The organism is Bradyrhizobium sp. BWC-3-1 (assembly GCF_032917965.1).
Classification (GTDB): domain Bacteria; phylum Pseudomonadota; class Alphaproteobacteria; order Rhizobiales; family Xanthobacteraceae; genus Bradyrhizobium; species Bradyrhizobium canariense_D.
Genome location: NZ_CP136625.1, coordinates 4348903 through 4363344 on the forward strand (window position 1 = coordinate 4348903; position 14442 = coordinate 4363344).

The window sequence follows — 14442 nt, forward strand, 5'->3', positions numbered from 1 at the left end:
CTGTGGCCTTGCAATAGATTTTCTTGCGCTGAACCGCAGCAATGATGCTTTGCGGAGCGGTGATGGCGCCGGATACGGTCCGACCCGCAATCCGGAGAAACCTCGTGCCCCCAGCTCACCTCGTCAGCCACAATCCCGCAACAGTCCATGCGCCTGCCGGCGGCTACTGCATGGGACTTGAATTGACGCAGTATCGCCGCCTGTTGTTCATCAGCGGCCAGGTGCCGGAGAGACTCGACGGCACCGTGCCCGAAGGTTTCGAGGCGCAGTGCGAGCAGGCCTGGAGCAATTTGATCAAGGTGCTTGCTGCCGCCGGCCTTGGCATCGCGCATCTGGTCAAGGTCACCACGTTCCTGACTGACCGCAATCAACTCGTGACCAACCGCTCCATTCGTCGCGCGATGCTGGGCGAACACCAGCCTGCGCTGACGGTCGTGATCGTCGAGACCGTCGACAGCAAATGGCTGCTGGAGATCGAGGCGATCGCCGCGGAGTGAACCAGCCGACTTTGCAATGAGCCAATCATATCGGGTGTCCCATGGCTGAGATCATCCATCCGTTTTACGAAGCGCATCGCGGTGCCATGCAGGCCGCCATGCGCGAGCGGCTCGATTTGGCCGAAGCGATGTTGTGTGAGCGCGCGCAAGTTTCCAAGATCGACGAGATCAGGCGCGAGGTGATGGACGAATTCGAAATCGTGCTCACCCAAATGCCCTATGTCGGCGGCGCGGCAAGCCGCATGAGCGATTTCTTCATGCGTCTGATGGGTTTTATGGCCATCAGCCGGGTGTTGCGGCGCCACGGCGTGCCGGTGCCCGTGATCGGCGAGATCGAGCGCGAAACCTACAAGGCGCAATTGCTCACCGCGCCTGAAGCGGAGCGTCTCGCCTCAGGGCGTCAATTCATGTCGCCGAAGAACCAGGCCTTGCTGCGCGAGCAGGCGGCAAGAAGCGCGACTGAAAGCCATCAGACCGAATTTCCGGAAGATTTCGTCTACGATTTCGTCGAGCCTGATACGGGTGACAGTTTTGAGTTCGGCATCAACTACAAGGCTTGCGGCTTCTGCAAACTCGCGGCGCGCCATGGCGACAAGGACATTTTGCCGAACATCTGCGGGCTCGATTTCGTTGCCTACGCAGCGCGAGGCATCCGGCTGGAAAGGACACAGACGTTAGCGGGCGGTGCGAGCCACTGCAATTTCCGGTTCTCGCGGCTTGCGCCGGATGAGAAAGCGGAGAGCTAAGCCGCGTTCTCATGCTCCGCGATCGAGGTGAGGCTGGATTGCCCCTGCTGTCACGTCGTCATTGCGAGCGCAGCGAAGCAATCCAGAATCTTTCCGCGGCGGCAGCCTGGATTGCTTCGCTGCGCTCGCAATGACGGAGTTTGGGGAGCGACCCTGAGCCCATCCGCGCCCGCTGCCACGATGACATCCTGCTCCTGTTTTGCCCGACGAGTCAAATGCCGCCACGGTCGCAGCTACACAATTTCGGGTTTTTGTAAGTCGTTGAATTCCCTCACAGTCTCTACTGTGCATGGGGTTGTTTTCGCGCTTTTTGTTTTGAGGGGCGGCTATTCCACCGCTTTCTCCCTCAGCCGCTGCGCATAAACATTGATCACCAGCGCTGCCAGCAGGATCAGGCCGCGGATCAGGATCTTCAGGAAGCTGTCGATGTTGACGTGGTCGAGGCCGTTGTTGAGAACACCGAGAACGAAGAGACCGACGATGGTGTTGCCGATGCCGCCGCGACCGCCGAACAGGCTGGTGCCGCCGACGACGACGGCGGCGATGGAGTCGAGCAGATAGGTATCAAACTCGTTCTGCTGCGCGCTGCCGAAATGAGCGACACCGAGCATGCCGCCGATACCGGAGCACACCGCCGAGATCACCATGACGGCGCCGAGGATGAGCTTGACGTTCAGCCCGGAATATTCCGCCGCCTCGCGGTTGCCACCGACCATGTAGACGTAGCGGCCGAAGCGCGTGTAGGTCAGCACCAGATGTCCCAAGAGCAGCATGATCGCGGCGACGATGACGATCCATGGGATGCCGCCGATCGAACCGGAGCCGAGCGTGGTGATCACGCCGGGCACCTTGTAGGCGATCTGGCCGCGCACCAGCAGCGCCGAGATGCCGGCCGCGATCTGCATCATCGCCAGGGTCATGATGAAGGAGGGGATGCCGATCACGGTCAGTCCCAGCGCATTGACGAGGCCGAGAAACGCGCAGAGCAAGATGGCGAGCAGGATCGCCGCGGCCCCGGGCAGGGGAATGTTGGGAATGTTGACGTAGGATTCCTGGAGCGTGAAGTAGGCGACCGCGATGCCCGTGACGTTGGCGATGCTGGCGATCGAGAGGTCGATCTCCGCGCAGAGGATCACGAAGGTGAGGCCGACGGCGATGATGCCTGTGACGGAGACCTGCGTCAGGATGTTGCCGAGATTGTCCAGCGTCGCGAACGACGGACTGGCCAGCGCGAAGAAGCCGGACAGGAAGATCAGCGTCAGGAACGGGGCGATGTTGCGCATCTGCGACCGCAGGAGCGGCGCTAAGCCGCGCGTCCGCTGCCCCGCCGCCAAAGCCGTGTCACTGCTTGCCATGGTGCTTCTCCGTCACGCCGCTTCCAGCAGGCGGTCCTTGCTGACCGGCTCGTTCTTGAATTCGCGCACCAATGCGCCGCGCTTGAGCACCAGGATGCGGTCGGCCAGCGACAGCACCGTTTCCGGCTCGGTCGACAGCACGATGATCGCGAGCCCCCTGGCGCGGAGATCACGGACGATGTTGATGACGTCGTTCTTGGCGCCGACATCCATGCCGCGGGTGGGCTCGCACAACACCAGGAGTTTTGGCGGATAGGTCAGCCATTTCGCCAGAGCGACTTTTTGCTGATTGCCGCCGGAGAGCATGCCGAGATCGAGGCCGACAACCGGCGGCCTGATCTGGAGCTGTTCGACCTGGCGCTTTGCGATGTCGCGCTCCTGCGCCGGCTTGAGCAGCAGCGCCGAGATGCGATCGAGGATGCTGATCGAGATGTTCTTGTAAACCGGCTCCTGGTGAAACAGCATCGCGCGCCGGCTCTCCGGCACCAGCGCCACCCCGGCGCGCCGTGCCGCCGCCGTGCTCGCGAAGGTCTTGGGCTTGCCCTCGACAGCGAGCGTGCCGCCGTCCGGCTTCAGCTTGCCGAACAAGATGCGCGACAGCTCCTGCTGGCCGCAGCCCATGAAGCCGTAGATGCCGAGCACTTCGCCGGCGCGCGCCTCGAAGGAGATGTCCTTCAGGCTGCGGGCCAGCGACAGCTGGTCGACCCTTAGGACAACCGAGCTGTCGCTCGGTTGGGGCAGCATCAAATCGTCGCTGTAGCTGTGCTCGAGCGCTTCGCCGCCGCGGCCGATCATGGCCTCGATCAGCGCGCCCTTGTTGGTCGCGGCACTTGCCGTCTCCGCGACCTTCCGCCCGTTGCGGAACACGGTGACCGTGTCGGACACGCGCAAGATGTCCTCGATGAAATGCGAGATGAAGACGATCGCCGTGCCTTCTTCGCGCAGGCCCCGCAGGGTCGCGAACAATCGCTCGACCTCGGGCGGAGAGAGGGCGGACGTCGGCTCGTCCAGGATGACGATGCGCGCGCCGGAGAACAGCACGCGCGCGATCTCGATCAGCTGCTGCAGCCCGATCGGGAGGTCGCCGAGCCTGCTCATCGGATCGACGTCGATGCCGAAGCGGGCGAGCTGCTCGCCGGCCTCCCGCGCCATCCGCCGCCATTGCACGAGGCCGAGCCGGTTGGTCGGCTGGTTGCCCAGAAACACGTTCTCCGCAACCGTGAGGTCGGGCGCGACCGACAGCTCCTGGTGCACCATGGCGATGCCGGCGCTGTGAGCGTCGCGGGCCGAGCGGAAATGCGTCTCCTGTCCGTCGATCAGGAAGCGACCCGAGAATTCGGTGTGCACGCCGGCGATGATCTTCATCAGCGTGCTTTTTCCTGCGCCGTTCTCGCCAACGAGACCATGGATCTCGCCGGGTGAGAGCGCGAAGTCGACACCACGAAGCGCCTCGACGCCGCCGAAGCTCTTCGTGATGCCCTGCAGTTCCAGAATGGGCGAACGATCCTCTCGCATGGAGGCTCAGATCAGGAAGTGATCCTGCATCCACTGCATGCCGGCGGCGTTGGCCTTGGTCACGACCGGACCGTCGGTGACGACGTTCTTCGGGATGCCCTGTCCGCTCTTTTCGCCCCCGACCACGGCGGAGACGCCCGCAATGATGGCGCCGCCATGAATGCGGCAGGACGGATTGCGCACGGTGGCGAACATGCGGCCTTCGCTGACGGCCTGGATCGCCGGCGGCATCGCATCCACACCGCCGATCAGGATGTTGGTGCGGCCCCGCGCCTTCATGATGTTGGCGGCGGCGAGCGCCATGTCGTCATTGTGGAAGAACGCCGCGTCGATCTGCGGATACTTCGTCAGGTAGGTTTCCCAGAGACGCGCGGTCTTCGACACATCCCAGTCGGCCGGCTGGGTGTCGAGCACCTCGATCCCAGGGAATTGCTTCACGACGTTGTTGAAGCCCTTGGCGCGGCCCTGCGCGCCGGTGTGGCCGAGGGCTCCTTGCGTCATGATGATCTTGCCCTTGCCGCCCATGGCGTTGCACAGCGCCTGCGTCACCGAGGCGCCCATGAACTCGTTATCGGGGGCGAGGAAGGAGTGGACGTTGATCTGGTCGAGCGGCGCAATCAGCGTGTCCATGTCGATCACGGGCGTGCCGGCGTCGATCATCTTCTGCACCGGCTGGGTGAGCGTGCCGATGCCAAAAGCCTGGATCGCGACGAAGTCCCATTTCTGCGAGGCCATGTTGTCGATCGCCGTGCGCTGCTTCACGGCATCGAGCTGGCCGTCGAACCAGGTGACCTCGACATTGAACAGCTTGCCCCAGAATTCCGCGGCCTGCTTGCCCTGCGCGCACCAGGTCGCCTGGAGGCCCGCGTTGGAGAACGCCGCCTTCAGCGGCTTCTCGCTTCGTCCGACTTCGGCTGCAAGGGCGGGGTTTATGCCCATGCTGCCGAGGATGGCAGTCGCGGCGCCGGCGGTTGCTGCCGCCTGAAGAAGATCGCGCCTCGTCGTCGAGAAATCTTTCGTCCCGGACATCGCTCGCTCCCATACAATTCTATCTCGGCGCGTCATTGATTGCGCGACCGATGTTCGAAAGTGTCTCACAAGAGTTGGTGCCACTCAATCCGCAATCAACGGCGGGGTCGCCGCGAGCGCGTGTTGGTGCAGCGCAAAGCGTCAGGCCTGTACGGCGGCGAACGCGTCGATCTCGATGAGCAATCGGTCCCATGCCTGCGCCATGCCCGGCGACCATTCATCGCGGAGAAGATCGCGCAGCGTATCCCTGATGACGGCGAAGAAGGCGATGAACAGCTCGCGCGGCGTGCCGTAGCCATCGTGCGATACGACCTCGCATGTGATCAGCCGGAATTGCCCGCGGCGATCACCGGCGAAGTCGAGAATCGCCTCGATCGTGAGTGCGAGCATCGATCCCATCACGATCTCGCTGCCTAGCGTGCGGAACATCGCCCGGGTTTCGGGATGCTGCTCGAACAGCCGCTGATAGACGAGTGGCGTGAGATCGATGCAGCGCGAGGCTGCAAGTTCAAAGCTCTGTTCGATCGGATTGGGAGAAGGATTCATCGGTGCTTTAGCCCCGCAGACAAAAAAAGAGCGGGGCCCTAGCCCCGCTCGAAAATTGTGTCGACCCTATTATCCCCGATTCTAAGATTTGATCTTGATTGGCGGGGCGACGCTGCATTTTGCGCGTCAGGGGCTCCTCCCGAGACTTGGACCACCAGACTTCGACCTCGCGGCCAGCCTGAGCAAAAGGATGCTAGATCAACTTTTCTCACTTGTCATCATTTTCGGCAACGAATGTTCAAAATTCGAGCAATTGACGAAATGATCGGGCGGCCGGCCGCGTAAGTGTATGACAAATATAAGAAATCTGTGGATGGGCCAGGGCTCGACTGCCTCAAATTCCGGAGGTCCCCTCCCTTGGGCCGGCCGGACCACAGTTTCCGGGGAATCTGCGCTGGACCAAGAAGGCGGCGGAACCGGGCTCGACTTGGCCATCCACCGGTGTTTAGTTAGTAGACGAACAAACGGTTCAGTGGATGCGCGCACGGCTGCAAAAATTCCTACCTCTGGTCCTGCTTGCCCTAGTGATGCAGGTGCTGGCGCCGATTGCCGCCTGTCTGGCGGCCGGCCGGGCCGTGGCCGATCCGCTGTCCGCCGCCGTCATCTGCCACAGCGCAGGCGAGCAAGGCGGGCTGAACGATCCGGCGGGTACGCCGGTCGCACATGCCGGTGCGTGTGCCCTCTGTTGCCTGGCGCAGGTGGGCGCGTCGCTCGATTCGCCGCCGCACGCCGCACTCTTCGTTCCCTTGCGCCACGCCCAGCGCGTGGTGTGGCGCGCGGCGGAGGCATTCGCCGGCGCGGCCCATAAGGGCACAAACGCCCAGGCGCGCGCCCCGCCTCAATTTTCCTGACGACTCTCGTGATCGCCGCGGTCCGCCGCAGGCGATTGATGCTGTCGAATGGCCGGAGAGAAAGCCCGGCGTCAGGAATGCCCCATGTTACGTTGTCATGCCCGCCGTGGCGTGAGCGTCGTTGCCATTCAGGCCGCGCTGCTTGCGTCGTCGAGCGGAGCCTTTGCCCAAGACAGCAGCGCAGTGCTGCCGCCGATCACCGTTGAGGCGCCTCAGCAGAAGCGTGCGTCGGCGGTCCGACCGCCACGCAATTCTGCGCGATCGGCGCGCGTCACGCGAAGCCTGCGAACGACCCCATCACCGCAGCAAACCGCGAGCGAACAGAGTACAGGGGCTCCGGGTGCCCTGACGGTTCTGACGGCGCAACAAGCGCTGGCAGAGATTAACCAGACGCCGGGCGGCGTGGCGCTCGTGTCGGCCGAGGCGTACAGGAACTCGACGCCGTCCAACACGATCAAGGATGTTCTGGATTACGTGCCCGGCGTGTACGCCCAGCCCAAATGGGGCGACGACACCCGCCTTTCGATTCGTGGGTCCGGCCTGTCGCGCAATTTTCATCTGCGCGGTGTGCAGCTCTATATGGACGGCATTCCGATCAACACTGCGGATGGCTATGGCGATTTCCAGGAGATCGATCCGAGCGCCTACAAACATGTTGAAGTCTTCAAGGGCGGCAACGCGCTTCAGTTCGGCGCCAATTCGCTGGGAGGCGCGATCAACTTCGTGACCCCGACCGGCCGCGACTCGTTTCCGAATGGTGTGTCCTTCGATGTCGGAGGATTCGGCTACAAACGACTTCAGGCGAACGCAGGAGGCGTCAACGGTCCGTGGGACGGCTTCGTGACCGCTTCCACGCAGGCCGCAGACGGATTTCGCGATCACAGCTTCGGCTCGAGCAACCGCTTGAGCGGTAATGTAGGCTATCAGTTCTCGCCGGATGTCGAGACACGGTTCTACCTCAATGCCAACGAGGTGCGGCAGCGAATTCCGGGTACCGTGACCAAGACGTCCGCTTTGACCGATCCGGAAGCTGCTGCACCCGCGAATGTTGCGATGGATCAGCAGCGCAATATCGATACTGTCAGGCTCGCCAACAAAACCACCGTTCGTTTCGATGACACCAAAGTCGAATTCGGCGCCTTTGGCGTCGATCGCCATTTGATGCATCCGATCTTCCAGTGGCTGGACTACCGTTACAAGGACTACGGCGGATTCGCGAAGATCACGGATGACCGCACCATTGGCGGCTTCCGCAACAAGTTGGTCGCAGGCGTCAATGTGCTGAACGGCAGCATTGACAACCAGCAGTTCGCCAACATTGGCGGGCAGAAGGGCGCACTGCTTTCTTCCTCGATCGATCGGTCGGAGAATATTTCCGCCTATGTCGAGGACAGCTTCTACGTCCTTCCAAATCTTGCGCTGATCGGCGGCACGCAATTTCTGTACGCGACCCGCAATCGGCAGGATCGCTTCATCAGCGACGGGGATCAATCGGGGGCAACGCGCTTTAATCTCTGGTCGCCGAAAGGCGGTGTGTTGTGGCAAATTGATCCGGCCTGGCAAGCCTTCGCCAATGTCTCGCGGAGTGCCGAGGTGCCGAGCTTCGGCGAAAGCGCGATTGGTCTCGGCATTCCGACGATCCCGTTCACCAGCATCCGCCCGCAGATTGCGACCACGTACGAAATCGGGACTCGCATGAAGCGATCTGATTATGCCTGGGAACTGACGGCCTACCGGGCCAACATTCGCGACGAATTGCAATGCCTCTATAGTACTTTCGGCAATTGCAATGTGACCAATGCCGACCGCACCTTTCATCAAGGCATCGAGGCCGGCGCGAGCGCAGCAATCCTTCGTGACATCTTCGTCAATGGCCCGGCGCCGGACAAGGTCTGGCTGAATGTCGCCTATTCCTTCAACGACTTCCGCTTCGACAAAGATCCGACCTTCGGAAACAATCGATTGCCGGGAGCTCCAACTCACTACCTGCGGGCGGAGCTTCTCTACAAGCACCCTTCCGGGTTCTATGTTGGACCCAACGTCGAATGGGTGCCACAGGCCTACTTCGTCGACAGCATGAACACGCTGACGACAGAGCCTTACGCCCTGTTGGGATTGAAAGCCGGCTTCGACAATGGTGGCCCGATGTCTGCCTACATCGAGGGGCGTAATCTCACCAACAAGACCTACACAGCCAGCGCGAGCATCATCGATCGAGCGACGGCGACGTCAGCATTGTTTGAGCCGGGCACGGGACGGGCAGTGTACGCTGGAATGAGGTATCGATGGTGACGTGCAAATGGGCGCTTGGGTCTATATTCGGCCCGCGGCAGGCCGGCATTCGAATGCCGATGCTGACGGTGGCGGAAGGTCGTCGTGGAAGAATGCAGGGCCATCCGTGGCCGGATCAATCGAGAAAGAGGCAATCAACATGAAGACTATCGGACGAGCTCTGCTTACAATTTCGCTATTGCTGACCGGCTATGCCGTCGCACGGGCCGACGACGTCAAGGCGGGCGATCTTGTCATCTCGCAACCGTGGAGCCGGGCGACGCCGGGCGGCGCCAAGGTCGCCGGCGGCTATCTCACCATCGAGAACAAGGGCACAGTGGCCGACAAGCTGGTCAGCGTTTCCGCGGATATCGCGGGGAAGGCCGAGGTTCACGAGATGGCGATGGAGAACGGCGTGATGAAGATGCGCCTGCTCGACAAGGGCCTGGTGATCGATCCCGGCAAGACGGTGAAGTTCGCCCCCGGCAGCTACCACCTGATGCTCCAGGAGCTGAAGGGCCCCTTCAAGCAGGGCGACAAGGTCCCCGTGACGCTTCAGTTCGAGAAGGCCGGCAAGGTCGTCGTCTCCCTCGATGTCCAGGGCGTCGGCGCCCAGGCGCCCGGCGATAGCGGACACATGATGAAGAAAATGCCGGATCATTCGGGAATGAAGATGTGATGAAACAGATCAAGCCTTCCATGACAATGCATCGAATCCTTGCGAGTTTGATCGCCGCGCTCGCAGCGTCGCCCGCGGCGGCGCATATCACGCTAGAGACCAAACAGGCGGCGGTCGGCTCCTACTACAAGGCCGTCTTCGCCGTGCCGCACGGCTGCAAGGGCTCGCCCACGGTGAAGATCCGGGTGCAGATTCCGGAAGGCGTGATCGCGGTGAAACCGATGCCGAAGGCGGGCTGGACCGTCGATATCGTCGAGGGCAAATACGCCAATGAGTACGACTACCACGGCAACAAGCTTTCCTCCGGCGTCAAGGAGGTGGCCTGGTCCGGCGGCAAGCTGCCGGACCACAATTACGATGAGTTCGTCATCAGCAGCTTCCTCACCACGAGCCTGAAGCCGAATACGACGCTGTATTTCCCCGTCGTCCAGGAATGCGAGACGGGCGTCAGCCGCTGGATCGAGATCCCCGCGGATGGGACCGGGCATTCGCACGAGGACAAGTCACCGGCGCCTGGCCTGAAACTCCTGCCAAAACCCTGATGCGCCTGCTCGCCGCGTTCGCGACGCTGCTCCTCTTTGTCGGTTTAGCGACCGGCGCCTCGGCGCACGCGGCGCTCGTCGCGGTCGAGCCGGCGAGCGGCAGCATGCTCGCGAGCGCGCCGAAGGCCGTGGAGCTGCACTTCAACGAGGCGGTCACGCCGGGCGCGATCCGGCTGATCGACGGCGCGGGCAGGGCGCGGGATGATGTGCGCGTCAACGCATCGGGCGAGACCATCTCGGTCGCGATGCCGATGAACATGCCGCAGGGCACGGCGGTCGTCAGCTATCGCGTGATCTCGCAGGACGGCCATCCCGTCACGGGATCGGTGATCTTCTCTATCGGCATGCCGACGGGGACGCAACCTCCCGCAAACGCCGATCGCGGATTGAACGTGCTGATCTGGCTGGCGCGGGTCGGTCTCTATCTTGGCCTGTTCGTCGGCGTCGGCGGCGTTTTCTTTGCACGCTGGGTTGCGTGGTCGATGACCGGCATAACTGTTCCGTGCGTGGCGCTTGCCATCGGCGTCCCGAGCGCGGTGGCGTCCCTTGGTGTGTTGGGGCTGGATCTCCTCGGGCTACCGTTGTCGGCTCTCGCGACGATGGCTCCCTGGAAAGTGGCATTCGGGACCAGCGCGGGCCCCGCCTTGCTCGTGGCCGTCGCTGCAATGCTGTTCGCATTGCTGGCGCTAGGCAGCGCGTGGTGCGCGCGCGCTCTGGCCATTATTGCCTTCGTCGGCGTCGGCTTGTCGCTGGCAATGACCGGGCACGCCGCTACGGCACCGCCCGAACTGTTGACCCGGCCGGCAATCTTTGTCCATGGTCTTGGTGTTGCCTTCTGGATTGGAGCCCTCGCACCGCTGGTCGCCCTGTTATCGAAGCGGCCCGCCGTGGCATTGCCTATCGTGAACCGCTTTTCTCGCCTCGCCGCGCCGGTCGTTGGTGTTCTCGCATTGACCGGCCTCGCGCTCGCCATCGTCCAGCTTGAGAATCCGTCTGCATTGGTCGAGACCCGCTACGGGCTCATCCTCTCGATCAAGCTCGCGCTGGTCCTCGTGCTGTTGGCGCTTGCCGCGCTCAACCGCTTCCGCCTGACCCCGGCGCTGGCGGGAGATCACAAGGCTGCGCCGGCCCTGAAGCGCTCGATCGTGATCGAATGCGCCATCGCGCTCGGCATCTTCGCCGTGGTCGCCGGCTGGCGCTTCACGCCGCCGCCGCGGACGATCGTTCCGGAGACCCCGCTGGCGATCCACATCCATACGGAGAGGGCGATGTTTCAGATCCTGGTCTCGCCGGGTAAGGCGGGTATCGACGATTTCGTCCTGCAGCTCATGACTGGCGAGGGGGCGGTGCTGGAGGCCAAGGAGGTGACGCTGACGCTGAGTCTGCCCGAACGCGGCATCGAGCCGATGGAGCGGAACGCCTCGCTCGGGCCGGACAGCTACTGGCACGTGCGCAAGGTCGAGCTGCCCTTTGCGGGCCGCTGGCATGTGCGGATCGACGCGCTGGTGAGCGATTTCGAGAAGATCACGCTGGAGGACGAGCTTGAGGTGGCGGCGCCCTGAATCGGGCTCTTCGGCACATCACGTCGAATCTGAAGTCGACGGAAAAATGACAGGAATTCCGCTGTGTTAGCGGGTTTTCCTCATTCCCGGTCTTGTGTTTTGGCTCCCAATCCGGTTTCACTGCAAGTCATCACTGATTCCTCGAGTATTGCCATGCGGTTGTCGCGGTTCTTTCTGCCCATTCTGAAGGAAAATCCGAAAGAGGCGGAGATCGTCTCGCATCGGCTGATGCTGCGTGCCGGCATGATCCGGCAGGAGGCCGCCGGCATCTATGCCTGGCTGCCGCTCGGCTTCCGCGTGCTCAAGAAGATCGAGCAGATCGTGCGCGAGGAGCAGGACCGCTCTGGCGCGCTGGAACTGTTGATGCCGACGCTGCAGCTTGCCGACCTCTGGCGCGAGAGCGGCCGCTACGATGCCTATGGCCCCGAGATGCTGCGCATCGCCGACCGGCACAAGCGTGAGCTGCTGTATGGCCCGACCAACGAGGAAATGATCACCGAGATCTTCCGCGCCTATGTGAAGTCCTACAAGAGCCTGCCGCTGAATCTCTATCATATTCAATGGAAATTCCGCGACGAGCAGCGTCCGCGCTTCGGCGTGATGCGCGGCCGCGAGTTCCTGATGAAGGACGCCTATTCATTCGACCTCAACGAGGCCGCGGCGCGCGTCGCCTACAACAAGATGTTCGTCGCGTATTTGCGCACCTTCGCGCGGATGGGGCTGAAGGCGATCCCGATGCGCGCCGAGACCGGCCCGATCGGCGGCGATCTCAGTCATGAGTTCATTGTGCTGGCCGAGACCGGCGAATCCGGCGTGTTCATCAATCGCGACGTGCTGGACCTGCCGGTGCCGGGCGAGGACGTCGACTATGAGAGCGATTTGACGCCGATCATCAAGCAATGGACGTCGGTCTATGCGGCGACGGAAGACGTTCACGACGCCGCGCGCTTCGAGCAGGAAGTGCCCGCGGACAAGCGGGTGAACACCCGCGGTATCGAGGTCGGGCAGATCTTCTATTTCGGCACGAAGTATTCCGAGGCGATGAAGGCGCTGGTGGCAGGCCCCGACGGTGTCGACGTGCCGATCCACGGCGGCTCCTACGGCGTCGGCGTCTCGCGCCTGCTCGGCGCCATTATCGAGGCCTGCCATGACGATGCCGGCATCAAATGGCCGGAGGCCGTTGCCCCGTTCCGCGTGTCGATTCTCAACCTCAAGCAGGGCGATGCCGCGGTCGATGCGGCCTGCGAGAAGCTCTATGCGGAGCTGTCCGCCAAGTGCGTCGACGTGCTCTACGACGACACCGACCAGCGCGCCGGAGCCAAATTCGCCGCCGCCGACCTGATCGGCATTCCGTGGCAGATCATGATCGGGCCGAAAGGGCTCGCCGACGGCAAGGTCGAGCTCAAGCGGCGAAGTGACGGCGCCCGCGAGATCATGTCGCCTGCGGACGCGGTCGCAAGACTTGTGGGCTGATAAGGCTGGTCGGCTGAATATTGTTCATCGCCCGAGATCGCGGCCGCCAATCCGGCCACATTTGACCCCGAATCATGGGACTATCGAGCGATGGATGAGACCATGACCGAAACTGTTCAAACCGCGCCTTTTGCGCCATTCGAGTGGATGCTGTCGGGGCGTTACCTACGGGCGCGCCGCAAGGAGGGATTCATCTCGGTCATCGCTGGGTTCTCCTTCCTCGGCATCATGCTGGGCGTGGCGACACTGATTATCGTCATGGCCGTCATGAACGGCTTCCGCAAGGAGCTGCTCGACAAGATCCTCGGGCTCAACGGCCACATCCTGGTCCAGCCGCTGGAATCGCCGCTGACCGACTGGAAGGACGTCGCCGACCGCCTCAGTCAGGTCCAGGGCATTCGGCTCGCCGCGCCCGTGGTGGACGGCCAGGCGCTGGCGTCATCGCCGTGGAACGCCTCCGGCGTCCTGGTGCGCGGCATCCGCTCCGACGACCTCAACAACCTCACCTCGATCGCCAAGAACATCAAGCAGGGCTCGCTCGAGGGTTTTGATGACGGGCAGGGGGTCGCGATCGGCCGGCGCCTCGCTGACCAGCTGTCGCTGCACGCCGGCGACAGCATCACGCTGGTGGCGCCTAAGGGCGCAGTCACGCCAATGGGCACGACACCGCGCATCAAGCCGTACAAGATCGCCGCGGTGTTCGAGATCGGCATGTCCGAGTATGATCTCGGCTTCGTGTTCATGCCGCTCGCGGAGGCGCAGGCCTATTTCAACCGCAGCAACGACGTCACCTCGATCGAGGTCTTCACCACCAATCCGGATCAGATCGTCGCGTTCCGCCAGGCCGTGACGGAGGCGGCGGGCCGGCCGGTGTTTCTGGTGGACTGGCGGCAGCGCAACTCGACCTTCTTCAACGCGCTCCAGGTCGAACGCAACGTGATGTTCCTGATCCTCACCATGATCGTGCTGGTCGCCGCGCTCAACATCGTTTCCGGCCTGATCATGCTGGTGAAGGACAAGGGCAGCGACATCGCGATCCTGCGGACCATGGGGGCCTCGCAAGGCTCGATCATGCGCATCTTCCTGATCACGGGCGCCTCGATCGGCGTGGTCGGTACGATGGTCGGCTTCATCGTCGGGCTGGTGATCTGCCTGAACATCGAATCGATCAGGCAATTCCTGTCCTGGCTGACCAGCACCGAACTGTTTTCGCCAGAGCTATATTTCCTGTCGAAGCTGCCCGCCGAGATCGACATCGGCGAGACCTCGGCCGTCGTGATCATGGCGCTGACGCTGTCGTTCCTGGCGACGCTGTATCCGTCCTGGCGCGCCGCGCGCCTCGATCCCGTCGAAGCGCTGCGGTACGAGTGAGGGGC

At 62.7% G+C, this 14442-nt stretch carries 13 protein-coding genes; 9 read left to right on the forward strand and 4 right to left on the reverse strand.

Annotation, left to right across the window (positions count from 1 at the left end):
- The first annotated feature begins 104 nt into the window (after nt 1-104).
- Both RX329_RS21100 and RX329_RS21105 read left to right on the forward strand, forming a co-directional pair.
- Nucleotides 105-497: a RidA family protein gene (locus RX329_RS21100; protein WP_317246373.1), complete on the forward strand. Its 393-nt coding sequence runs from the start codon at nt 105-107 to the stop codon at nt 495-497.
- 41 nt (nt 498-538) lie between these two features.
- A complete protein-coding gene (locus tag RX329_RS21105; protein ID WP_317246374.1) occupies nt 539-1243 on the forward strand; it encodes an L-2-amino-thiazoline-4-carboxylic acid hydrolase in 705 nt (234 codons plus the stop codon).
- Nucleotides 1244-1569: 326 nt separating this feature from the next.
- On the opposite strand, the gene RX329_RS21110 is transcribed toward RX329_RS21105, so the two are convergent.
- The 4 genes from RX329_RS21110 to RX329_RS21125 form a co-directional block, all read right to left on the reverse strand.
- Nucleotides 1570-2598, reverse strand: coding sequence for an ABC transporter permease (locus tag RX329_RS21110; RefSeq protein WP_317246375.1), 1029 nt, complete (start codon nt 2596-2598; stop codon nt 1570-1572).
- Nucleotides 2599-2610: 12 nt separating this feature from the next.
- Nucleotides 2611-4113: a sugar ABC transporter ATP-binding protein gene (locus tag RX329_RS21115; protein ID WP_317246376.1), complete on the reverse strand. Its 1503-nt coding sequence runs from the start codon at nt 4111-4113 to the stop codon at nt 2611-2613.
- Nucleotides 4114-4119: 6 nt separating this feature from the next.
- Nucleotides 4120-5142 carry a sugar ABC transporter substrate-binding protein gene (locus RX329_RS21120; protein WP_317246377.1) on the reverse strand — a complete coding sequence of 341 codons (1023 nt, stop codon included), beginning with the start codon at nt 5140-5142 and terminating at the stop codon, nt 4120-4122.
- A gap of 141 nt (nt 5143-5283) precedes the next feature.
- Nucleotides 5284-5688, reverse strand: coding sequence for a globin (locus tag RX329_RS21125; protein WP_085353314.1), 405 nt, complete (start codon nt 5686-5688; stop codon nt 5284-5286).
- A gap of 476 nt (nt 5689-6164) precedes the next feature.
- Between RX329_RS21125 and RX329_RS21130 the strand changes: the two genes are divergently transcribed.
- The 7 genes from RX329_RS21130 (at nt 6165) to RX329_RS21160 (ending at nt 14437) form a co-directional block, all read left to right on the forward strand.
- Entirely contained in the window at nt 6165-6539 is a 375-nt protein-coding gene (locus RX329_RS21130) for a DUF2946 family protein (RefSeq protein WP_085353311.1), read from the forward strand.
- Between the two features lie 84 nt (nt 6540-6623).
- Nucleotides 6624-8831 carry a TonB-dependent receptor family protein gene (locus tag RX329_RS21135; protein ID WP_317246378.1) on the forward strand — a complete coding sequence of 736 codons (2208 nt, stop codon included), beginning with the start codon at nt 6624-6626 and terminating at the stop codon, nt 8829-8831.
- 139 nt (nt 8832-8970) lie between these two features.
- Nucleotides 8971-9489: a copper chaperone PCu(A)C gene (locus RX329_RS21140; RefSeq protein WP_085384803.1), complete on the forward strand. Its 519-nt coding sequence runs from the start codon at nt 8971-8973 to the stop codon at nt 9487-9489.
- A 26-nt stretch (nt 9490-9515) separates the two neighbouring features.
- A complete protein-coding gene (locus tag RX329_RS21145; RefSeq protein WP_231190891.1) occupies nt 9516-10031 on the forward strand; it encodes a YcnI family protein in 516 nt (171 codons plus the stop codon).
- Nucleotides 10031-11593, forward strand: coding sequence for a copper resistance CopC/CopD family protein (locus RX329_RS21150; RefSeq protein ID WP_317246379.1), 1563 nt, complete (start codon nt 10031-10033; stop codon nt 11591-11593). Before RX329_RS21145 ends, RX329_RS21150 begins: the two co-directional genes overlap by 1 nt.
- Nucleotides 11594-11746: 153 nt before the next feature.
- Nucleotides 11747-13066: a proline--tRNA ligase gene (gene proS, locus RX329_RS21155; RefSeq protein ID WP_085394834.1), complete on the forward strand. Its 1320-nt coding sequence runs from the start codon at nt 11747-11749 to the stop codon at nt 13064-13066.
- Between the two features lie 90 nt (nt 13067-13156).
- A complete protein-coding gene (locus RX329_RS21160) occupies nt 13157-14437 on the forward strand; it encodes a lipoprotein-releasing ABC transporter permease subunit (RefSeq protein ID WP_018455057.1) in 1281 nt (426 codons plus the stop codon).
- Nucleotides 14438-14442 lie beyond the last annotated feature (5 nt).